The following is a 19,116-nucleotide window of genomic DNA, read 5'->3' on the forward strand; positions in this document are numbered from 1 at the left end:
ACCGCTTGTTTGCCGGATCGCCTAGCGGGATGAGACGCGGGTGTTGGCGCGGGCCACGGCAGCCACGGCCTCGGCGCGGTCGCGCACGACGATCAGCCGGCGGATCTCGCCGCGCAGGTAGGCCTGCAGGAAGCGGTCATACTCCTTGATGGAGATGCAGCCGTTGGAGTCGCCGTTGGGGCCGAGCAGGTAGGTATGGGCGAGCAGGCCGGCACGGCCATGGATGGCCTGGCTGCCACCGACCGGGTTGAGCCGGATGGCGCGCACACCGTGGAACAGCGCCTCGCGCTCCGTCAGATCATAGACATGCGGTGGGGTCGGGCCGCGCATCCGCACATGGGCGTAGCGCACGTCGTTGCGGTAGCTGCCGAGGCCGGACTGGGCCTCCAGCTTCTCGCCGTTCGGCAGGTAGACCATGCGCGAGCCGATGTCATAGACCGCGACGCCCATGGGCGGACGGGGCGCCGGGCCGCCGAGGCCGAAGGAGAAGCCGCCGCCGAGGCCGCCGCGCGCCGCGCCGGCATCGGTGCCGAGATTGCCCTCGCTCGGGGCATAGGCGAGCTGCGGACCGTCGGCCTGGCCATCGCGGCGGGGGCCGAAGAGGCGCTCGAAGAAGTTGCGGCCGTCCGGCTGGGCCGGGGCCGGCGTCGCGGCGGCCTGCTGCTCGCGGCCCTGGCGACGCGTGGCAATCCGCGGCGCTTCGGGCGTCGCGGCGGTGGCGGGCGCATCGGAGGGCCGGCGCATCGGCAGCGGCGCAACCAGGGTCGTGTCCGGGCCGTCCTCGTCCTCTTCGGCGGCAGCGGCGCCGGCGCTGCCCGGACGCGCCAGCGGCATGGGGGCGAGGGGGAGGCCCGGCCGGCTCTCCAGGGCGACATCGCGGCCGGGGAGGCTCGCCAGCACCAGCGTGCCGCTCGGCAGGGCGGGCGCCGCCTGGGCCGCGGCACTGGCCGCCGGGGCGGGCGCATGGATATGGGCGGCGAGGGGGCGGGCGGCACCAAAGGTCTGGCGACCGGCGCCGAGGTCGTAGGATGGGTCGAGCAGCGGGGCGAAGGAGCCGAGCGAGGCGAGGGCGGGCTGGCCGGCACCGATCGTCACCGGCGCGGTCGCAGCCTCGGCGCGTTCGATCGTGTGCGTCTTGAGGGCGAGCGTCGTCAGGCCGGCAAGGCCCGCCGAGAGGGCGAGCACGGTGAACCAGGGGAAAGGGGGGGCATCGGCGCGTGCCAGGTTGGCGCCACGCACGGGGTCGCGGGTCAGGTTACGCATACGCAACGGCCTCGTCACGCTTTGGCACGTTCCCCCCATCGAAGCAGCAGCGAACCGACATCGCCGTTCCCTCGGGGGAGGGCTGCGCAGCGACCGTGCGGCGGAGCGAACCGCCGACGATGCCCGCACAGGAGCCAAACAAAAGAGGCATCCATAAGGCGCGTGAAGGGTTAACCGCCGGTGAAGCCGCATTGTGCCGCCTCGCGTGGCCTGCGGCAACGCCCACCTTGCCACAGGCGGCGACCATTGGTAGGCGAGGGGCACGGTGGCCGGCTTAGCACAGCGGTAGTGCAGCGGTTTTGTAAACCGAAGGTCGGGGGTTCGATCCCCTCAGCCGGCACCAGCCCCCGCTCAGTTCGTCAGGCGCAGGCGCTTGATCTGGTCGCCGATGGCGTCGAAGGCATTGGCCAGCGCCTCGTCGGAATCGGCCAGCAACGCCATGGACGCATTCGACGCGCATTGCGCCAGGATCGATCGCGCCGTGGCGTCGGTGACATAGAAGCCGACCGTGTAGATGAGGATGCCTTGGGCCTTGATGTTGGCGCAGGCGGTCAGTGTCTTCTCGTTCATCTTGGCGACGATGTCGGTGCGGTTGCTCGACGTGGTGCCAAGGCGGCCGGCGGCGGAGAAGCCATAGGCCGAATAGAACGAGCCGTTCATCGTCGGCAGGCCGATGGCATCGTTGGCGCCATCGGTCATCAGGACCAGGAACTTCCGATTGTTGACGTCATTGTAGGCCCGGCCCTCCGTGAAGGGCGGTTCGGGCGACAGCACGCGCCAGCCCCACATCACCGCCTCATGCAGATTGGTGCCGCCGTAGTTCGGCATGGCGGTGATGGCCGTCGCCAGCGTCGTCTGGTTGGAGGTCAGCGGAATGATGGGGTTTGAGTCGCAGAGCTGGTTCGGCCCGCGGCGCGTGCCGTTGGCGAGCGAGGTGTCGGGGGTCGCGCCGTTGTATTTGCAGGTGCGGCGCTGGCGCGACAGCATGTCGGTGCCGAGGCCGGACTGGCACGAACCGTCCGAGAGATAGTTGTTGTAGAAGCCGCTCCAGCTGCCCTCGTCGGGCTCGTCGGGCGCGAAGCTCGGTACGAACAACGTCGCCGGATTGCCGCTGGTGGGCGGCGTGTCGGTGACGTCATGGGGCGAGGGCCTGGCCTCGACGCAGCCGCCCCAGGTCACGTTGCGCATCTGCGAATAGAGGTTCAGCCGGTTCGCATTGACGGCGAAGTTCTCGTTGTGGAAGGGCGAAAAGCCCTGGGTGTCGATCCAGCTCGCATTGGCATTGTTGGAGCCGACATTGACCATGGAGGCGAAGGGCACGACCGCCACCTTCGCGTCGCCAGGGATGTAGGCCATGTCCAGGACCTTGCGCATCAGGTCGTTCGCCGAGGAGCGTAGGGTCGTGATACGGCTGCCTGACATCGAACCGGAATTGTCGAGGACCAGGGCGACTTCGAGCAGGTTGCGGCCGAGCTGCGAGGCGGACTGCGCGCCGATCGGGATGGAGCTGATCCCGACCACCGGCAACAGGTAGGGCGCATGGTTCAGCGTCGCGCTCGCGTCGACCTTGCGGGCCGATGGATCGACCGTGACGGTCAGGACGACCTGTGGGCCGAAGTCGAGATTGGCATTGATGTAGTTGCGGATGATCTGGGTGATCTGCGCGTTGGTCGAGTTCGCCGTCACCGTGCGCGTCGCGGCGAGGGTCGCGGCGTCGAGGGCGCTCTGGAGGCGCACCTTGCGACCGCTCGCCATGGTGTAGTCGACGGCGCCGCCGGCAATGCCGATGATCGGCAGCAGCGCGACGGCGAAGAGCTGGGCGATGGCACCGGAACGGTCGTCACGGAACCGCCGCAGCGCATGGCGCGCGCTGTGGGCGAGCCGCGTCAGGCGCCGCGGCACGGGCTGGTTGGAGGAGCGGGCGATCATTGGCGCTGGTCCTTGGGGGCAGAGGTTGTCCCCTGCGTTGACCATTTTCTGTGCAATTAGCGCTAAATGATCTGTGAATATGCGCGGATAAACATGCCCCTTGGGCAGCCGGGGGTCTGGGGTGGTTAATCGCCGGTGAACCTCGACGCTTCAGGGCGCGAAATGCCTGGCAATCTCACGGTGGAGCAGGGCCGCGAAGGCCTCCTCGCGCTCGACCACCTCGAAGGCCTGGCCGCCGATGCCGATGGCCATGGGCTGCGCCCCGGCTGCGGCGGGGAGCAGCGTGCAGACGATGCCCGCGCCCGGCACGATGCGGCTTGCGGATAGCGCGTGGCCGCGACGCCGGATGATCTCTATCTCCGTGCGGATGGCCGCGGGATCGAGCGGCGGTCGATCCGTCTCCCGCGTCAGCTCCGCCCGGGAGATACGGCGGGCGATCTCTTCCTCCGCCATGGCTGACAGCAGCGTCAGGCCCATGCCCGATTCGGCGAGGGGACGCCGTGTGCCCGCGGGAATGTGCAGGCGCATGGCGCGGGTCGCCGGGCGCACGGCGATGTAGACGACGTGGACGTCGCTGGCGATGCCGAGGAGGATCGTCTCGCCCGTCGCTTCGCCCAGTTTCTCCATCAGGCGGGCGACACGCCCGTCCGTGATGCGGTCGTCGATCCAGCGGCCGAGAACCGAGACCCGCTGCGTCGGCTGCACCCGCCGGTCGGGCAGGGCGGCGAGATAGCCGAGGTCGATCAGGCCGTTGACCAGCATGGACGTGCTCGACTGGGGAATGCCGAGGGCGCGGGCTATCTCGGTCACGCCGGCGGGACGTTGAAGGCTGTCGAACAGTTCGAGCAGGGCGAGGACCCGCGTGGCGGATTTCACGCCGCCTGTATCGAAACTCTTGCGCGGACGCGGCATGCGGAGCCCTCAAAGCACCAATCAAGAATGTGATAATCGAAATCAGATTGACGGACAACGAGGCGCTTGCGACATTTTCTCCTGTCACGGGGGACACAGACCAGAAGGGCCGACGGCCTGCATCGACGGCACCTTGCGCCATCAGGCGCAGCTGCGGCGTTGCGAGGCGATGGACGCCCACCCGCCGTGGCGAGGCCATGCGAGGAGACGCGCCCATGACCACCCGCCGCTTGTTGACCCGTCGCACGTTCGGGATTGGCGCCTCGGCGCTGGGGCTCACGCTGGCCGCGCCCGGCATCCTGCGGGCCCAGTCCTATCCCTCGCGTCCGGTCCGAATGCTCGTCGGCTTCGCGCCGGGCGGCCCGACCGACATCGTGGCGCGACAGCTCGCCCAATACATGACCGAGCCGCTGGGGCAGAGCATCGTCATCGAGAACCGCGGCGGCGCGAACGGCAACATCGCCGCCCAGGAAATCGCGGGTGCTGCGCCTGACGGCTACAACCTGTTCTACAACACCTCGGCCATTGCCATCAGCCCGGCGCTCTACCCGCGCCTCGGCTACGACGTGAAGGCCTTCGTGCCGGTCGGTCTCACCGCCACCGTGCCGATGGTGCTGGAGGTTCATCCGCAGATGCCGGTGAACAATGTCGATGAGTTCGTGGCCTATGTGAAGGCCAATGCCGACAAGCTCTCCTACGCCTCGACCGGCATTGGCTCGATCACCCATCTCGGCACGGCTCTGCTGCTCGGCCGTATCGGCGCCAAGGTCACCCACGTGCCCTATCGCGGCAGCGCGCCGGCGCTGGTCGATCTTGCAGGCGGGCGCGTCCACTTCATGTCCGACACGATCAATTCGTCGCTGCCCTTCATCATGGATGGCCGCCTGAAGCCCCTGGCGGTGACCAGCAAGACGCGCCTCGCCGCCTTGCCGAACATCCCGACCCTCACCGAACTCGGCCTGCAGGATGTCGAGGTCGGCGCCTGGCAGGGCATCGTCGCTCCTCCCGGGACACCGCAGGAGATCGTCACCAAGGTCAATGCTGCGATGATGACCGCGCTGCGCAACAAGGACTTCCTCGCCCGGCTCGAGGAGCAGCAGACGACGCCGCTCGGCTCAACGCCCGCCGAATATGGCGCCTATATCGCCGCCGAACTCGCGCGCTGGGACAAGGTGGTGAAGGAGAACGGCATCACCATGAACTGAGGCGGGGGACAGGGGCGTTTTTATCATCAGCGTGATCATGATGATCGTATTGACGAATTCGCTCCTGTCCCCTAGCACCGCCCCATCAGAACAAGCCGGGAGGACGACATGGCGGACGAGATGATGACGGTGGGCCTCGGCCTGCGTTTCGAGGACACGCCGGTCGGCATGACCTTCAAGACCATCGGCCGCACCGTCACGGAGGCCGACATCACCATGTTTGTCGGTGTCACCGGCATGGTGGAGGTGCTCTTCACCAACATGGAATATCTCGCCGAGGAATCGCTGTTCGCCGGCAAGCGGCTTGTGCCCGGCGCGCTGGTCTATTCCTTCGCCGAAGGGCTCCTGATGCAGACGGTGGTGCAAGGCGTCGGGCTGTCCTTCCTCGGCATGGAACTGAACGTCGAGGGGCCGACCTTTGCCGGCGACACGCTGCATGTCGAATGTGAGGTGCTGGAATCCCGCCCGACGAAGAAGGCCGGCCGCGGCATCGTCAAGACGCGCAACCGCGTCATCAACCAGCGCGGCGAATGCGTCATGACCTACACGCCGACGCGGCTGGTGAAGGGTCGCGACTACTCGCCGAAGGGGTGAGCCGCGTGGGACCGCTCGCAGGGGTCCGCATCCTCGACCTGACCACCGTGATGATGGGCCCCTCGGCGACGCAGGGGCTCGCCGAGCTCGGCGCCGACGTCATCAAGGTCGAGGCGCCGGGCGGCGATCCGGTCCGCTACATCGGGCCGGCGCGCCATCACGGCATGGGTGCGCTGTTCCTCAACGCCAATGGCTCGAAGCGCTCGATCGTCCTCGACCTGAAGAGCGAGGGCGGGCGCCGCGCGCTGCTCAAGCTCTGCGAGCGCGCCGATGTCCTCGCCTACAACATCCGCCCGCAGGCCATGGCGCGGCTTGGGCTCGGCTATGAGGACGTAAAGGCGGTGCGCCCCGACATCCTCTATGCCGGCATGTTCGGCTATGGGCAGGAGGGGCCCTATGCGGCGCGCCCGGCCTATGACGACCTGATCCAGGGGGCGGCGCTGCTGCCCTTCCTCATCGCGCGCGCGGGCGACGGCACGCCGCGCTACGTCCCCGCCGCCATTGCCGACCGGGTGGTCGGACTTGCGGCTGTCGGGGCCATTTCCGCGGCGCTCTATCACCGCCAGAAGACCGGCGAGGGCCAGCGGCTCGACGTGCCGATGTTCGAGACCATGGTCGGCCTGACGCTCGCCGATCATCTCGGCGGCCTCACCTTCGACCCGCCGCTGGGCGAGGGCGGATACCAGCGGCTCTTGTCGCCGGAGCGGCGGCCCTATCGCACCCGCGACGGCTATATCTGCGCCCTCGTCTACAACGACAAGCAGTGGAAGTCTTTCTACCAAGCCACTGGCCGGCTTGCAGAATATGACTCGGACCCACGGCTCGTCTCGATTAAGACCCGGACCGAGCATATCGACGCGCTCTATGCCGAGGTGGCGGCCACTTTCCGCGAACGGACCACCGCCGATTGGATGGATCTGCTCGAGCGCGCGGATATTCCCTTCGTGCCGGTCCACGATTTCGGCTCGATCCTCGAGGACCCGCAGGTCCAGGCGGTGAACCTGCTGCCGGTCATCGACCATCCGAGCGAGGGGCGCATCCGCAAGATCCAGCCGGCGACGCGCTGGTCCAAGACGCAGGCCGTGCCGCACCGGCCGGCGCCGCGGCTCGGCGAGCATACGCGCGCGTTGCTGGCTGAGGTCGGCTATGCGGCGGGCGAGATCGACCGTCTCGCCGCCGAAGGTGCCATCGGCCTCGGCTGAGGCACGGCTTCAGGCCGCCGCTGACCCGCGCAACTCCGCCGCCATCTGCCGGGCGAATTGCGGATAGGTCTCCTCAAGCTCCGTCAGCACGCGGCCGCGCAGCAGGGCAAGGGTGGCAGGGTCCGGATCGGGCGTCGCCGGCACCGCCTCGTCATGGTCGAAGGTGAAGCCCGTGGCGGCCGTCACCTCGGCGATGCTGTGGCCGGGATGGACGCTCTCCAGCCGGAACCGGCGGCGCTCCTTGTCGAAGGAGAACAGCGCGAGGCTGGTGAGGAGGGCATGCGGCCCACCGGGACGATAGACCCCGGCCTCGCTGGTGCCGGGCGCGGAGACGAAATCGACCTTCTCGACGAAGACGCGCGGCGTGTGCTCCTCACGGAAGAGGATGACGCGGGGGACGACGAAATAGAGATAGGCCGAGCCGAAGGAGCCGGGCCAGCGCACGGGATTGCGCGGATAGTCTCCGGTGCCGACGAGGTTGATATTGGCCTCGCCGTCGATCTGGCCGCCGCCGAGGAAGAAGGCGTCGATGCGGCCCTGGCCGGCGCAGTCGAAGAGCTCGGCCGAGCCGTTGGTGAAGAAGTTGTGCTCGCGCGAGCCAAGGATGGAGATGCGCACGCGCGGCTTGCCATCGCGTTCGGCGAGCGCCCGGAGCAGCATGGCACCGGCGGCGGGGATGGGTGAGGAGGCGCCGACGGCGACGTGGCGCACGCCGTCCAGCAGGCCGGCAATGGCGACGATGAGCCGCTCGCGCGGCAGGATGGCGCCCATCACACCGCCTCCAGCAGGCGGTCGGCGCCATCAAGGAAGGCGCGGAAACCCTCGGGCGTGCGCGCCTCGCGCGCGTAGCGGCCGATGGCCTCCATATCGGCGGGATATTCGCCCCAGAGGCCGATCGGCGCTGCGCCGTTCTTCGCCACCGTCACCGCCTCGACATAGAGCGCCGGCAGGACGCCGGCCGCCGTTACCTCGTCGGCGAGGAGGCTCGTCTCGACGATGCGCTCGACGGTGACGAGGGTGCGTTCGGCGGCATAGGCGAGGCTGGCGAGTTCTCGGCGGCGGCCGATCCAGACATTTCCGTCGCGGTCGGCCATCGGACAGTGGAAGATCGCCACATCAGGACGGATCGCGGGGATCGCGACGATCGGGTCGGGCTCGTCGGAAAAGGGGTTCTGGATGACCTTCCAGTCCGGCCGGTTGGCGAGCAGGTCCGTGCCGATCATGCCGCGCAGGGTGGCGAAGGGCACGCCCTTCTGCGCCGCCAGGAACCCGGCATGGACGGCGGGGCAGGTGGCGTCCATCACCTTGACCGCACCCTCGCGCACGGCGCGGGTGAAGCAGGGTGCGCCGCCGGCCTCGCCGAGCGTCATGGCGCTGGTCTCGATGGTGGCGACACATCCCGCGCCGATCAGCATGTCAGGTTGCATGCCGCCGGTGGGCAGGCAGACGACGTGGAGGTCGCGCAGGCCTCGCGCGATGAGCGGCCGGGTCATGGCCATGGAGACGCCGGCATAGTCGACGGGCAAGGCGAGCTTCGCCCCGTGGGGCACCATGGCGGCAAGGTCGTCGAGCGTCGGCTGTGTCATGGCGGGCCTCCGTGCGGCCCTTCGGCCGCCCCGCTCGTCGCGGCGGGTCGCCTGACTATCCGCCTGCGCCCGCGGCGCTGGCAAGCCGGCCCCTCGACGGAACAGCTCACGTGAAAACGCCGGGGCGAGAAGGCCCCGGCGTCGGTCGTTCCACCTGAAGGCGGAGGTCTTCAGTCGTTGTAGGGGTTGCGATGGCGGTCGATCTGGACCTGCTGGGCCTGGGTCACAGCAGCCGGGTTCGCGAAGCGCCGGGCAGCGAACTCGCGCGGAGCCTGGGTCTGGTACTGCGTGACAGCGGCGTTCTCACCGGCGAAACCGGAAACTTCCGGCTGGGCGAGGGCCGGGGCGGCGAGGGGGGCGGCCAGCACGGCAGCGAGGATGAGCTTCTTCATGGGTGTACTCCATCGGATCATTCGCGAGGGGAGGGACACGCGCTCCGCGAGGGGTGTTGAGCTGTCGGCGGGAGGTGTCCGCCGTCGACGCCCGTGAGATGGACCCTCTTCTGCTTACTCTCCAATCACGAGAATGCGAAATCGCCCAAATCGACGCCATTAAGACATTTAATTTTTGCAACGACGCATGACTTAACGTCACCTCTCCGTCAGAATGCAGCAGCGCCGGGGAGGGCCCCGGCGCTGCGCAGTCGAACAGGGGATCGCGTGATCGTCAGTGGTCGTAGGTGAAGATGTCGCGGTCCTTGGTCTCGGGCACGAAGAGAACGCCGATGACGAAGGTCATCAGGGCGATCACGATCGGGTACCAGAGGCCGTAGTAGATATCGCCGGTGGCAGCCACCATGGCGAAGGAGGTCGCTGGCAGCAGGCCGCCGAACCAGCCGTTGCCGATATGGTAGGGCAGCGACATGGCGGTGTAGCGGATGCGGGTCGGGAAGAGCTCGACCAGTGCCGCGGCGATCGGGCCGTAGACCATCGTCACATAGATGACGAGGATCGTCAGGATGCCGATGATCCACAGGGCCGTGCCGCTGCCGAGCGCCGCGAAGAAGCCGTTGACCTTGACGATCTCGGCATTGCCCGGAGCCGGGTAGCCCGCCGCCTGGGTGGCACGGCCGAGATTGGCCACGTATTGCGCGTCGATCGGAACCGCCGTGCCATTGACCGTCACGGAGGCCCCCGATCCGGCCGGGCCGTTGACCAGGTCATACTTGATGGCCTGGTTGGCGAGGCCGACGCGGGCCACGTCGCAGGGCGCCGTGAACACGCGGGTGCCGACGGGATTGAAGACGTTGCCGCAGCCCGCCGGATCGGCGGTGAGCACCACCTTCACCTGCTCGTGGGCGCGGTGCAGGGCCGGGTTTGCGGCCTTGGTCAGCGCTGCGAAGAGCGGGAAGAAGGTGACGGCTGCGATGAGGCAGCCGGCCATGATGATCGGCTTGCGGCCGATCCGGTCGGAGAGCGAACCGAACACGATGAAGAAGCCGGTGCCGATGATGAGCGACCAGGCGATCAGCACGTTCGAGGTGAACAGGTCCACCTTGAGGATGCTCTGCAGGAAGAACAGGGCGTAGAACTGGCCAGTGTACCAGACCACGGCCTGGCCGGCGGTGAGGCCGAACAGTGCGAGGAGGGCGATCTTGGCGTTCTTCCACTGGCCGAAAGCCTCGGAAAGCGGCGCCTTCGAGCCGGTGCCTTCCGCCTTCATCTTCTGGAAGGCCGGGCTCTCGTTCATCTGCAGACGGATCCACACCGAGATGGCGAGGAGGAAGATCGACAGCAGGAACGGAATGCGCCAGCCCCAGGCGGCGAACTCGGCCTCGCCGAGATAGACGCGGATGGAGAGGATGACGAGCAGCGACAGGAGCAGGCCGATTGTGGCCGTCGTCTGGATCCAGGCGGTGTAGAAGCCGCGCCGTCCGACCGGGGCGTGCTCGGCGACATAGACGGCCGCGCCGCCATATTCGCCGCCCAGGGCCAGGCCCTGTAGCATGCGCAGGATGATGAGGATCACCGGGGCGATCCAGCCGATCGTGGCATAGGAGGGCAGCAGGCCGACCAGGAAGGTCGAGGCGCCCATGATGAGGATCGTCACGAGGAAGGTGTACTTGCGGCCGACCATGTCGCCGAGGCGGCCGAAGACGAGGGCGCCGAAGGGGCGCACCAGGAAGCCCGCGGCGAAGGCGAGCAGCGCGAAGATGGCGCGGGTGTTGGCGTCGAAGGGCGCGAAGAACTGGGCGCCGATCATCACGGCCAGCGAGCCGTAGAGGTAGAAATCGTACCATTCGAAGACGGTACCGAGCGAGGATGCGAGAATGACCTTCCGCTCCTCCGCAGACATGGGGCGCGGCGTTACCGGTGCGCCCGCGGCTGTTGCCATGGTCATGGGGTTTCCTTCCTGAATTGGGGTGGCGAGTTGGCGGCTTGGCCGCGTCTGCTTCTTCTTGTTCGTTGCCGGTCCACGCGAGGAACCGCTGCCCTAGGACTAATCCGCGCAGCGACGCTTTGTCGCCTCGACAATGGTTGATGAGACTTAAGTCGCACTAACCGTATTGCGCAGCGAAGCGGAGATATTCGATGGCGGTGTGGCGTAGGTCCTGAGCGAGGGCAAGGCGGCGCCACGGGCGCGTTCATGATGAATCAAGGATGAAGCCCGCCCCGGGCCGCGGCGCCTGCGTTTACGCCCGTGCTGGGTTATTCTCCGGCTCAGGCACGCGGGCCCGCCCGCGTCATCCGGGAGTTACCGTCATGTCCCGCCAGAGACCCTCGTATCGCCGCCCGCTCCGCTCCATGGCGCTTTTCGGTCTTGCCCTGCTCGCCGTGGCGGGCGCGGCCTTTCCTGCCGCGGCCCAGACCCGCAGCATCGTCATCACCGACGAGCACTTGCCCGACGGCACGCTCGTCACTCGCCACATCTATCGCTGCGATGGCTGCCCGGTGCGCCGGGTGAGGGCGGGAACGTGGCGCCAGCAGCCGACGGTCGATTACGGCCAGGCCCTGCCGATCTACCAGCCGCCGATCTACAGCCATCCGCCGGAGGTGATGCCGGTGCGGCCCGGCCGGCCCCGCTCTGGCCCTTATGCCGTGACGGGTGCGCCTCGCGATCCGTTCACGGGGCGCCTGCCCATGGGGCCTCGTCCGCCCTACTATCCCAGCGGATCCGATGCGCGGGTCATCACCATGGATGATCCTGTGATGCGCCAGCCCGCGCGGGCGCGCTGACCGCCTTCTGCGAGACCTCAGCGCCGCAGGCCGAGCCGCGTCGTGACCGCATAGAGCGACAGCGCGGCGGCGTTGGAGACGTTGAGGCTCTTGATGGCGCCCGGCATGTCGATGCGGGCGAGCACGTCGCAGGTCTCGCGAGTGAGCTGGCGCAGGCCCTTGCCCTCGGCGCCGAGCACCAGCGCCACCGGCGCCCGCAGCTTCACGGCGTCGAGGTCCTCTTCGCCTTCGCTGTCGAGCCCGATGATCTGGAAGCCCTGGTCGCGGAGCGTCGCCATGGCGCGGGCAAGGTTCTGCACCGTCACGAAGGGAACATGCTCGAGACCGCCCGACGCGCTCTTGGCGAGGACGCCGGTCGCCTCCGGCGAATGGCGGTTGGTGGTGACGATGGCCTTCACGCCGAAAGCGGCCGCCGAGCGGACGATGGCGCCGACATTGTGCGGATCGGTGATCTGGTCGAGCAGCAGCAGCACGCCCTCGGCCGGCATGTCCTCGATGTCCGGCGCATCGAGGGCATCGGCCTCGGCGAACAGACCCTGGTGGACGGCGTCCGGCGTCGCGGCGAGGCGCTTGTCGATGTCCCGCACCGGCACGATGGTCGCCTCATGGGCGATGCCCTCCTCGTCGAGGCGCTTGGCGGCATTCTCGGTGGCGAGCAGCAGGCGGATGCGCCGCCCGCCATTCTTCAGCGCCTCGGAGACGGTGTGCCAGCCATAGAGCAGGACCGTGCCGGTCTCGAATTCCGGTGCAGGCTCGCGCAGCACGCGGCCGCCGCGCCCCTTGAAGGGCTTGCCGGGCTTGGAGAAAGGGCGGAACGGCTTCTTCGGGCCGCGCGGAGGGGTCGTGCTCATGCGCCCTCATCCCATGGGGCCGTCCGCGGCGCAACGGTGAAGCACCGGCAGGCGTTCGGCCGCATCCCGTCACCACCGCTCTGTGGACCGCGACGTGACAGGCGGCGACGCGGTGCTTTGCCGGTTGACAGGGCAGGGGGGTGTCCCTATCAAGCGCGCCACGCCCCGGGGCCACCGCCCCGATCCGGGCATGGGACGGGGGAATGTCCCGAGCGGCAAAGGGGGCGGACTGTAAATCCGCTGGCTATGCCTTCGCAGGTTCGAGTCCTGCTTCCCCCACCATCCCACCTGATTTCCCTTTGAGATCAAAAGCTTGAGTGTGTAGCCCCCTCCGGGGTGCACATGGCTTCGCACATGCGTTCTCACATACGGAGAGCACGCGTGCCTGCAATTCCACACGTCCTGCGCCGCGGCGGAGCCTATTTCTGGCGTCGCTGCGTCCCCAAAGGTTGACCGCCTCAGGCCGTAAATGCATTAACGATCAGCCTGAGAACGTCCGATGCCGCTCTCGCCAGGCGACGAGCAGTCACGGTATCCTCGATAGCAGAGGACGTGTTTGCCGGCAGGTTTGGAAAGATGCTCACTTCGAAGGAGGCCCGAGCCGTCTTGGAAGCGGCCTGCCTGTTCGCCGAGAACCAGTACGAGAAGTTCATCGCGAGCGCGCAAGGGCACGTGAACTTCGACATGGCTGGCGAAAAGCGGGACGAGCTCGCAGCCGTCTGGGCCTGGCTGGGATCGGACGCCAGCTCCCGCACCCATTTGCGCAGCACGTTCTCGTGCACGTCGAGATCGCGCGCTGCCTGAGCCGCCGATACGCCCTGCTCCTTGATCAACCGAACCGCTTCAACCTTGAACTCCCGCGAAAACTTCCGTCGCTGCATTTGCCACCTTCGGCTTCATGAAACACCCAATCTCGGTGTCCACGAAACCGGCAGCAGGCCAATTCGAGCAGCGAATGAGAGCCAACTTAATCCAGGTCGTTCTTGTGCCCGCGTAAGGACTGGCAATCGCCCATGGCGCAAAAGGAATGCAGCGCCCCGTGATCCGAGATCGTCAACGATTGCGGATGATCCTCGTCGTGCGTTCGATATGGGCCCGCATATGGCGCTCCGCCGCGGTCGCGTCCCTCGCCGCCAATGCGTCGAGGATCAGGGCATGGTCGGCATTGCCTTGAGCCATCTGCTCGGCGGACGACATGCGCACCACGTCGCCGTTGAAGTAGAACAGGCCCGTCGCGTCGATCGCGTCGACCAGCTTGGGATTGCGGGCCGCGGCGATCACCGCGTCGTGGAAAGCCCGGTTCGTGCGCACGCGGGCCTTCTCGTCCTGCGGGTCCAGCGCCAGACGTTCCGCGTGGATGGCGAACAGCTGCGCGAGGTCGTCGACCGTAGCGCGTTGAGCCGCCAATCCCGCTGCGACGCCCTCCAGCGCGGCGCGAACCTCCGCGTTCAGGGTGAGATCCTCCAGGGAGAACTCCCGGACCGCCCAGCCACGCTTGCGCGGGACGATCAACCCGGCCGCCGCCAGCCTCTGCAGGCTCTCGCGCACCGGCGTGCGGCTGACACCGAGGCGCTCGGCGATATCGGCCTCGATCAGCGGCTCATTGGGACGCAACTCGCCCGCAATGATCGCCTGCCGGACGCGATCGAAGACCTCTCCTGAGCGGCGTTGCGGCGGCAGCGCGCTGGCGCCTAGCGTCGTGACCGATAGCGAACGCACCTCGGACATCTCCCTTCATTGACACCCCAGTATCACGCATGCGAGTTTGCATGCAAACAAGAATGCAAACGCACGGGGCGCTCGTTGATGACGCGCCAAGGGGCCGGAGATGTCCGATGCAGGTCTATGACGGGAGGCGGTTCGGCACGCAGGATCCCGGATGTGCCGGGCTCATCGCCCATATCGGCCACAGCGATTTCGGGTCGCAGTTCCTGACCTTCGCGCGGTCGGCCTTGGGCACCGACCATGTCACCGCCTTCGCCACGACCCATCGCGGGACAATCCAGACCGTCCTCGCGGAAAATCTTGGTCCCCGCCGCGTGGCCAGGACGGTCGCCGACCGCTACATCCGTCGGCACTGGAACAACGATCCCGTCACCCGGCTGCTGGCCGGCCCCGCGTCGCGGGATGGCCGCATCATCGTCGATATCGACGCCGCCGATGTCGAGAAGGGCGACTATCGCCGGGAATGCTACGCCGAGATCAACCTCGACCACCGGCTGTCAGTCGCGGAGAAGCGCAATGACAGGACGATGCGCCTCAGCGTCTATCGCTCGCGGGATGACGATTTCCGTCAGGAGGACGTCGCCCGGCTCGGGCAGATGGCCGATCTGCTGATGGCCTTGCTGTGGCGCCACGACGAAGCGGTATCGGCCCAGAGTTCGCGCGACCTCGACGCCAATCTCGAAGCCCGCATCAGACGGCTTGAACCGGGCCTGACCGAGCGCGAGCGACAGGTCTGCGCCCTGATCGCGCAAGGGGTGACATCGGAGGGCATCGGACTGCGTCTCGGCATCGGCCTGAACACCGTCCTGACCTACCGCAAGCGCACCTATGCCCGGCTCGGCATCTCCTCACAGAATGAGCTGATGCGCCGCCTGATGATGTGATGGCCCGCCGGCCGTCGCGCGCAGGCCGCAGCCCTTGTCCCCACCGGCTGTGACAGCGCCGGGAGTCATCCGGTGCGACACTGACGGGCGTTTCCGAAGCACCCCGAGAGCGTCGTGACCGACAGCCCCATCGATGAGACCCATGCTCCCGAACGCCGCAGCTGGGTTGCCTCCGCCCATGATCCCCGGACCGATTTCCCGCTGCAGAACCTGCCCCTCGGCGTGTTCCGGCCGAAAGGTGCTGCCGAGTTCCGCATCGGGGTTGCCATAGGCGACCGCATCCTGGATCTCGCGGCCATCGCAAAGCAACTGGCCGACGAGGTCGATGCCGCCGTCACGGTGCTGACCGCGCCGTCGCTCGGCCCGCTGATGGAGCTACAGCCGTCGGCGTGGCGGGCTTTGCGCCGAGCCCTGGTCCAACGCCTGGAGGCCGGGTCGGCGCACCAGGCCGCCTTGGAGCCGTTCCTGTTCGGCATGGTCGATGCCGAGATGCGGCTGCCCGTCCGTCCCGGCGGCTTCATCGACTTCTTCGCCTCGATCCAGCACGCGACCAATGCCGGACGCCTGTTCCGGCCGAACGCGCCGCTCCTGCCGAACTACAAGCATGTGCCGATCGCCTATAATGGGCGGGCCTCGACGATCAGGGCCGATGGCGCCGACATCCGCCGCCCGAATGGTCAGAGGCGCCAGGAGGGGGAGGAGACGCCTTCCTTCGGTCCAAGCCTGCGGCTCGACTACGAGATGGAGCTCGGCATCTTCCTCGGCGCTAGCACCGCCGTCGGCGAGACCGTCCCCATCGGTGCGGCGTGGGAACACATTTTCGGCTTCTGCCTTCTCAACGACTGGTCAGCACGCGACATCCAGGCGTGGGAATACCAGCCGCTCGGACCATTTCTGGGGAAGAGCTTTGCGACCTCGGTGTCGCCGTGGATCGTGACCGCCGAAGCGCTGAAGCCGTTTCGCGTGCCTGCGGCCGCCAGGGCGGCGGATGACCCGGCGCCGCTGCCCTACCTGTTCGATGCCGCGGACCAGGCCATGGGGGGCCTCGACATCACGCTGTCCGCGTGGCTGCGGACGCCTGCCATGGCCGCCGCTGGCCATCGCGCCGAGCGTCTCGGCACGGCCTCCGCAGCGGGGCTCTACTGGACGCCGGCGCAGATGGTCGCGCACCAGACGAGCAACGGCTGCAGCCTCGAGGCTGGCGACCTCTACGGCTCCGGAACCATTTCCGGCAATGGCCCGGATGCGCTCGGCAGCCTGCTCGAGATCACCCGGGGCGGCAGCGAGCCGAAAACACTGGCCGATGGCGACAGCCGCCGCTTCCTCGAGGATGGTGACGAGCTGTCCCTCACGGGACGATGCGAGAAGCCCGGCTTTGCCTCGCTCGGCTTCGGCACCTGTCGGGGCACGGTCCGGCCGGCACTACCGGTCGGCACCTGACAATCATGTCCCCATCGCTTGGGACAGAGGGATCCCGGCGAAACCTGTAGAATGACGCCTCAAGGGCCATGACCCGCGAAGCCGGGTTACCGGAACGATCAGGGAGAGACGCAGTGAGCAGCTTGCGACAGGGCGGGCAGGGCGAATATCCGCTCCGCGGACGGATCGCGGTGGTGACCGGCGGTAGCAGCGGCATCGGCGCCGCCACCGTCCAGCGGCTCGCCAAGGCCGGGGCCACCGTCGTGGTCGGCTACAACTCGGGTCAGCAGCGCGCCGAGGCGCTCATCGCCCAGCTCCCCGGCCAGGGCCATGTCGCCCTTTATCTGCCGATGGAGGACAGCGCCGCCATCGTTGCTGCCGCTGAGGCCGTGCGCGCGGCCTTCGGCAAGGTCGACGTGCTCGTCAATTCCGCCGGCGTGACCCGCGCCGTCCCGCATGCCGACCTCGACGCCCTCGACGATGCGACCTTCGACCGGATCCTGCTGACCAATGTCCGCGGCCCCTTCGCGACGATCCGCGCCTTTGCCCCGCTGCTGCGGGCGAGCGGCGATTCCGTCGTGATCAACGTCTCGTCGCTGTCGGGAATGACGGGGCTTGGCAGTTCCATCGCCTACTGCGCCTCCAAGGGCGCGCTCGACACGATGAGCCTGTCGCTGGCCCGCGTTCTGGCCCCGGAAACGCGGGTCATCTCCGTTGCGCCCGCGGCGGTCGCGACAGATTTCGTGCCGGGCCGCGGCCGCGAGAATGTCGAGAAGCAGGCCGCCAGCACGCCGCTGAAGATCGTGACGGAGGCCGACGACGTCGCCCTCGCGATCCTCGCCGCCATCACGCATCTGCGCCTGACGACCGGCAGCGCCATCGTCGTCGACAACGGGCGCCATCTCTAACGCCGACGCCGCCCCAGACAGAGGAGAGACAGCCGTGAACGCCGTTCCCACCTTCGCGCCGAGCGAGGCGGTCCTGTCGCCGCGCGACGGCTCCATCGCCTACATGACCGGGTTCGAAAACTCGTTCGCGACCGAGGCCGTCGAGGGCGCCCTGCCGATCATGCGCAACTCGCCCCAGAAGGCGCCCCAGGGCCTCTATGCGGAGCAGTTATCGGGCTCGGCCTTTACCGCCCCGCGCCACGCCAACAAGCGGACCTGGTTCTACCGGATACGGCCCTCGGTGAAGCATGGTCGCGGCTTCCGGCAGGTCGACCATGGCCTGATCCGGACGGCGCCCTGCCGCGATGAGAGTTCGCTCCCTATCGCCCAGATGCGCTGGCACCCCATCGCCATCCCCAGCAAGCCCTGCACCTTCCTGTCGGGCCTACGCACCATCTGCACCGGCGGCGACGTCCATATGCAGGCCGGCATGGCGAGCCACGTCTATGTGGCCAACCAGTCCATGGGCGACGACTATTTCTACAATTGCGATGGCGAGATGCTGCTCGTGCCTCAGGAGAACAGCATCCAGGTGTTCACCGAATGCGGCATTCTCGATGCGGCGCCCGGCGAGATCGTCGTCGTTCCGAAGGGGATGAAGTTCAAGGTCGACCTGCCCAACGGCCCGGCGCGCGGCTATGTCTGCGAGAATTACGGCTCCTACCTGACCTTGCCCGAGCGCGGCCCGATCGGCGCCAATTGCCTCGCCAACCCCCGCGATTTCCTCGCTCCGGTGGCAGCTTTCGAGGACAAGGAGCGGCCCTGCCGAATGTTCGTTAAGGCGCTCGGCAAGCTCTACGTGACCGACCTGCCGCAGTCCCCACTGGATGTCGTGGCGTGGCACGGCAATTTCGCGCCGGTGAAATACGATCTGCGCCGCTTCTCGCCGGTGGGGTCGATCCTCTTCGACCATCCCGATCCGTCGATCTACACCGTCCTCACCTCGGCCTCCGACACGCCGGGAACGGCCAATGTCGACTTCGTCATCTTTCCGGAGCGCTGGATCGTGATGGAGAACTCGTTTCGCCCGCCCTGGTACCATATGAACGTCATGAGCGAGTTCATGGGCCTCATCTACGGCGTCTACGACGCCAAGCCCGGTGGCTTCGTGCCGGGGGGCATGAGCCTCCACAATGCACTGATCGCCCACGGCCCCGATGCCGAGGCCTTCGAGAAGGCTTCCAACAAGCCGCTGCATCCGGAGAAGCTGTCGGGGACCATGGCCTTCATGTTCGAGACGCGCTTTCCGCTCAGCCCCACCGCCTATGCCTCCAGCCTCGACCTCATGGACGGCGCCTATCCGGACTGCTGGGATCGGGTCGAACGCGCCTTCGCGCCGACGTGAGGCCGACAGCCGCGGCCACGGGCGGTGGCCGACCGGCGGCGTGGCGGCCCCGCGCCGCGCAAGGCGCCGTATATCAAG

General features: G+C 67.7%; 17 protein-coding genes, 2 tRNA genes and 1 pseudogene. 10 read left to right on the plus strand and 10 right to left on the minus strand.

Features of this window, described 5'->3' with window-relative positions; all coding sequences use genetic code 11:
• Positions 1-21: 21 nt before the first annotated feature.
• On the minus strand, positions 22-1,263 hold the full coding sequence (locus O9344_RS08370; protein ID WP_298475117.1) for a DUF2778 domain-containing protein: 1,242 nt from the start codon (positions 1,261-1,263) through the stop codon (positions 22-24).
• A gap of 268 nt (positions 1,264-1,531) precedes the next feature.
• Here O9344_RS08370 and O9344_RS08375 point away from each other — a divergent pair.
• Positions 1,532-1,606 (plus strand) — tRNA-Thr (locus tag O9344_RS08375).
• A gap of 8 nt (positions 1,607-1,614) precedes the next feature.
• Here the strand turns inward: O9344_RS08375 and O9344_RS08380 are convergent.
• On the minus strand, positions 1,615-3,192 hold the full coding sequence (locus tag O9344_RS08380) for a TadE/TadG family type IV pilus assembly protein (protein WP_298475119.1): 1,578 nt from the start codon (positions 3,190-3,192) through the stop codon (positions 1,615-1,617).
• 150 nt (positions 3,193-3,342) lie between these two features.
• Positions 3,343-4,104, minus strand: a complete 762-nt coding sequence (locus tag O9344_RS08385) for an IclR family transcriptional regulator (RefSeq protein ID WP_298475121.1) — start codon at positions 4,102-4,104, stop codon at positions 3,343-3,345.
• Between the two features lie 215 nt (positions 4,105-4,319).
• On the opposite strand from O9344_RS08385, the gene O9344_RS08390 reads away from it, so the two are divergent.
• The 3 genes from O9344_RS08390 (at position 4,320) to O9344_RS08400 (ending at position 7,105) form a co-directional block, all read left to right on the plus strand.
• On the plus strand, positions 4,320-5,309 hold the full coding sequence (locus tag O9344_RS08390) for a tripartite tricarboxylate transporter substrate binding protein (protein WP_298475123.1): 990 nt from the start codon (positions 4,320-4,322) through the stop codon (positions 5,307-5,309).
• A 108-nt stretch (positions 5,310-5,417) separates the two neighbouring features.
• Positions 5,418-5,903 carry a MaoC/PaaZ C-terminal domain-containing protein gene (locus tag O9344_RS08395; protein ID WP_298475125.1) on the plus strand — a complete coding sequence of 162 codons (486 nt, stop codon included), beginning with the start codon at positions 5,418-5,420 and terminating at the stop codon, positions 5,901-5,903.
• A 5-nt stretch (positions 5,904-5,908) separates the two neighbouring features.
• The gene (locus O9344_RS08400; RefSeq protein ID WP_298475127.1) at positions 5,909-7,105 is read left to right on the plus strand and encodes a CoA transferase; all 1,197 of its coding nucleotides are present in this window, start codon (positions 5,909-5,911) and stop codon (positions 7,103-7,105) included.
• Positions 7,106-7,114: 9 nt separating this feature from the next.
• Here the strand turns inward: O9344_RS08400 and O9344_RS08405 are convergent, their stop codons facing one another.
• The 4 genes from O9344_RS08405 to O9344_RS08420 all read right to left on the minus strand — a co-directional run bounded on the left by O9344_RS08405 (position 7,115) and on the right by O9344_RS08420 (position 11,025).
• Positions 7,115-7,876 carry a CoA transferase gene (locus O9344_RS08405; RefSeq protein WP_298475129.1) on the minus strand — a complete coding sequence of 254 codons (762 nt, stop codon included), beginning with the start codon at positions 7,874-7,876 and terminating at the stop codon, positions 7,115-7,117.
• Positions 7,876-8,691 carry a CoA transferase gene (locus tag O9344_RS08410; RefSeq protein WP_298475131.1) on the minus strand — a complete coding sequence of 272 codons (816 nt, stop codon included), beginning with the start codon at positions 8,689-8,691 and terminating at the stop codon, positions 7,876-7,878. Before O9344_RS08410 ends, O9344_RS08405 begins: the two co-directional genes overlap by 1 nt.
• 170 nt (positions 8,692-8,861) lie before the next feature.
• Positions 8,862-9,083 (minus strand): hypothetical protein, encoded by a 222-nt coding sequence (locus O9344_RS08415; RefSeq protein WP_298475133.1) that lies wholly within the window; start codon positions 9,081-9,083, stop codon positions 8,862-8,864.
• Positions 9,084-9,357: 274 nt separating this feature from the next.
• Positions 9,358-11,025 (minus strand): MFS transporter, encoded by a 1,668-nt coding sequence (locus O9344_RS08420; protein WP_298475174.1) that lies wholly within the window; start codon positions 11,023-11,025, stop codon positions 9,358-9,360.
• 368 nt (positions 11,026-11,393) lie between these two features.
• Here O9344_RS08420 and O9344_RS08425 point away from each other — a divergent pair, with 368 nt between their 5' ends.
• Positions 11,394-11,867 (plus strand): hypothetical protein, encoded by a 474-nt coding sequence (locus tag O9344_RS08425; protein ID WP_298475135.1) that lies wholly within the window; start codon positions 11,394-11,396, stop codon positions 11,865-11,867.
• Positions 11,868-11,884: 17 nt separating this feature from the next.
• Here O9344_RS08425 and rlmB read toward each other — a convergent pair whose 3' ends face one another.
• The gene (rlmB, locus tag O9344_RS08430; RefSeq protein WP_298475137.1) at positions 11,885-12,718 is read right to left on the minus strand and encodes a 23S rRNA (guanosine(2251)-2'-O)-methyltransferase RlmB; all 834 of its coding nucleotides are present in this window, start codon (positions 12,716-12,718) and stop codon (positions 11,885-11,887) included.
• A gap of 197 nt (positions 12,719-12,915) precedes the next feature.
• Here rlmB and O9344_RS08435 point away from each other — a divergent pair.
• A tRNA-Tyr gene (locus tag O9344_RS08435) sits at positions 12,916-13,000 on the plus strand.
• 446 nt (positions 13,001-13,446) lie between these two features.
• Here the strand turns inward: O9344_RS08435 and O9344_RS08440 are convergent.
• A pseudogene (locus O9344_RS08440) lies at positions 13,447-13,599 on the minus strand (transposase); the annotation flags it as partial.
• A 172-nt stretch (positions 13,600-13,771) separates the two neighbouring features.
• Positions 13,772-14,446, minus strand: coding sequence for a GntR family transcriptional regulator (locus O9344_RS08445; RefSeq protein ID WP_298475139.1), 675 nt, complete (start codon positions 14,444-14,446; stop codon positions 13,772-13,774).
• Positions 14,447-14,553: 107 nt separating this feature from the next.
• On the opposite strand from O9344_RS08445, the gene O9344_RS08450 reads away from it, so the two are divergent.
• The 4 genes from O9344_RS08450 (at position 14,554) to hmgA (ending at position 19,038) form a co-directional block, all read left to right on the plus strand.
• The gene (locus O9344_RS08450) at positions 14,554-15,327 is read left to right on the plus strand and encodes a helix-turn-helix transcriptional regulator (protein ID WP_298475141.1); all 774 of its coding nucleotides are present in this window, start codon (positions 14,554-14,556) and stop codon (positions 15,325-15,327) included.
• A 114-nt stretch (positions 15,328-15,441) separates the two neighbouring features.
• On the plus strand, positions 15,442-16,767 hold the full coding sequence (gene fahA / locus O9344_RS08455) for a fumarylacetoacetase (RefSeq protein ID WP_298475143.1): 1,326 nt from the start codon (positions 15,442-15,444) through the stop codon (positions 16,765-16,767).
• Positions 16,768-16,880: 113 nt separating this feature from the next.
• Positions 16,881-17,654, plus strand: a complete 774-nt coding sequence (locus tag O9344_RS08460; protein WP_298475145.1) for an SDR family oxidoreductase — start codon at positions 16,881-16,883, stop codon at positions 17,652-17,654.
• A gap of 73 nt (positions 17,655-17,727) precedes the next feature.
• Positions 17,728-19,038: a homogentisate 1,2-dioxygenase gene (gene hmgA, locus O9344_RS08465; protein WP_298475175.1), complete on the plus strand. Its 1,311-nt coding sequence runs from the start codon at positions 17,728-17,730 to the stop codon at positions 19,036-19,038.
• Positions 19,039-19,116 lie beyond the last annotated feature (78 nt).

Origin of the sequence: Phreatobacter sp. (genome assembly GCF_027532945.1) — a bacterium.
GTDB lineage: Bacteria > Pseudomonadota > Alphaproteobacteria > Rhizobiales > Phreatobacteraceae > Phreatobacter.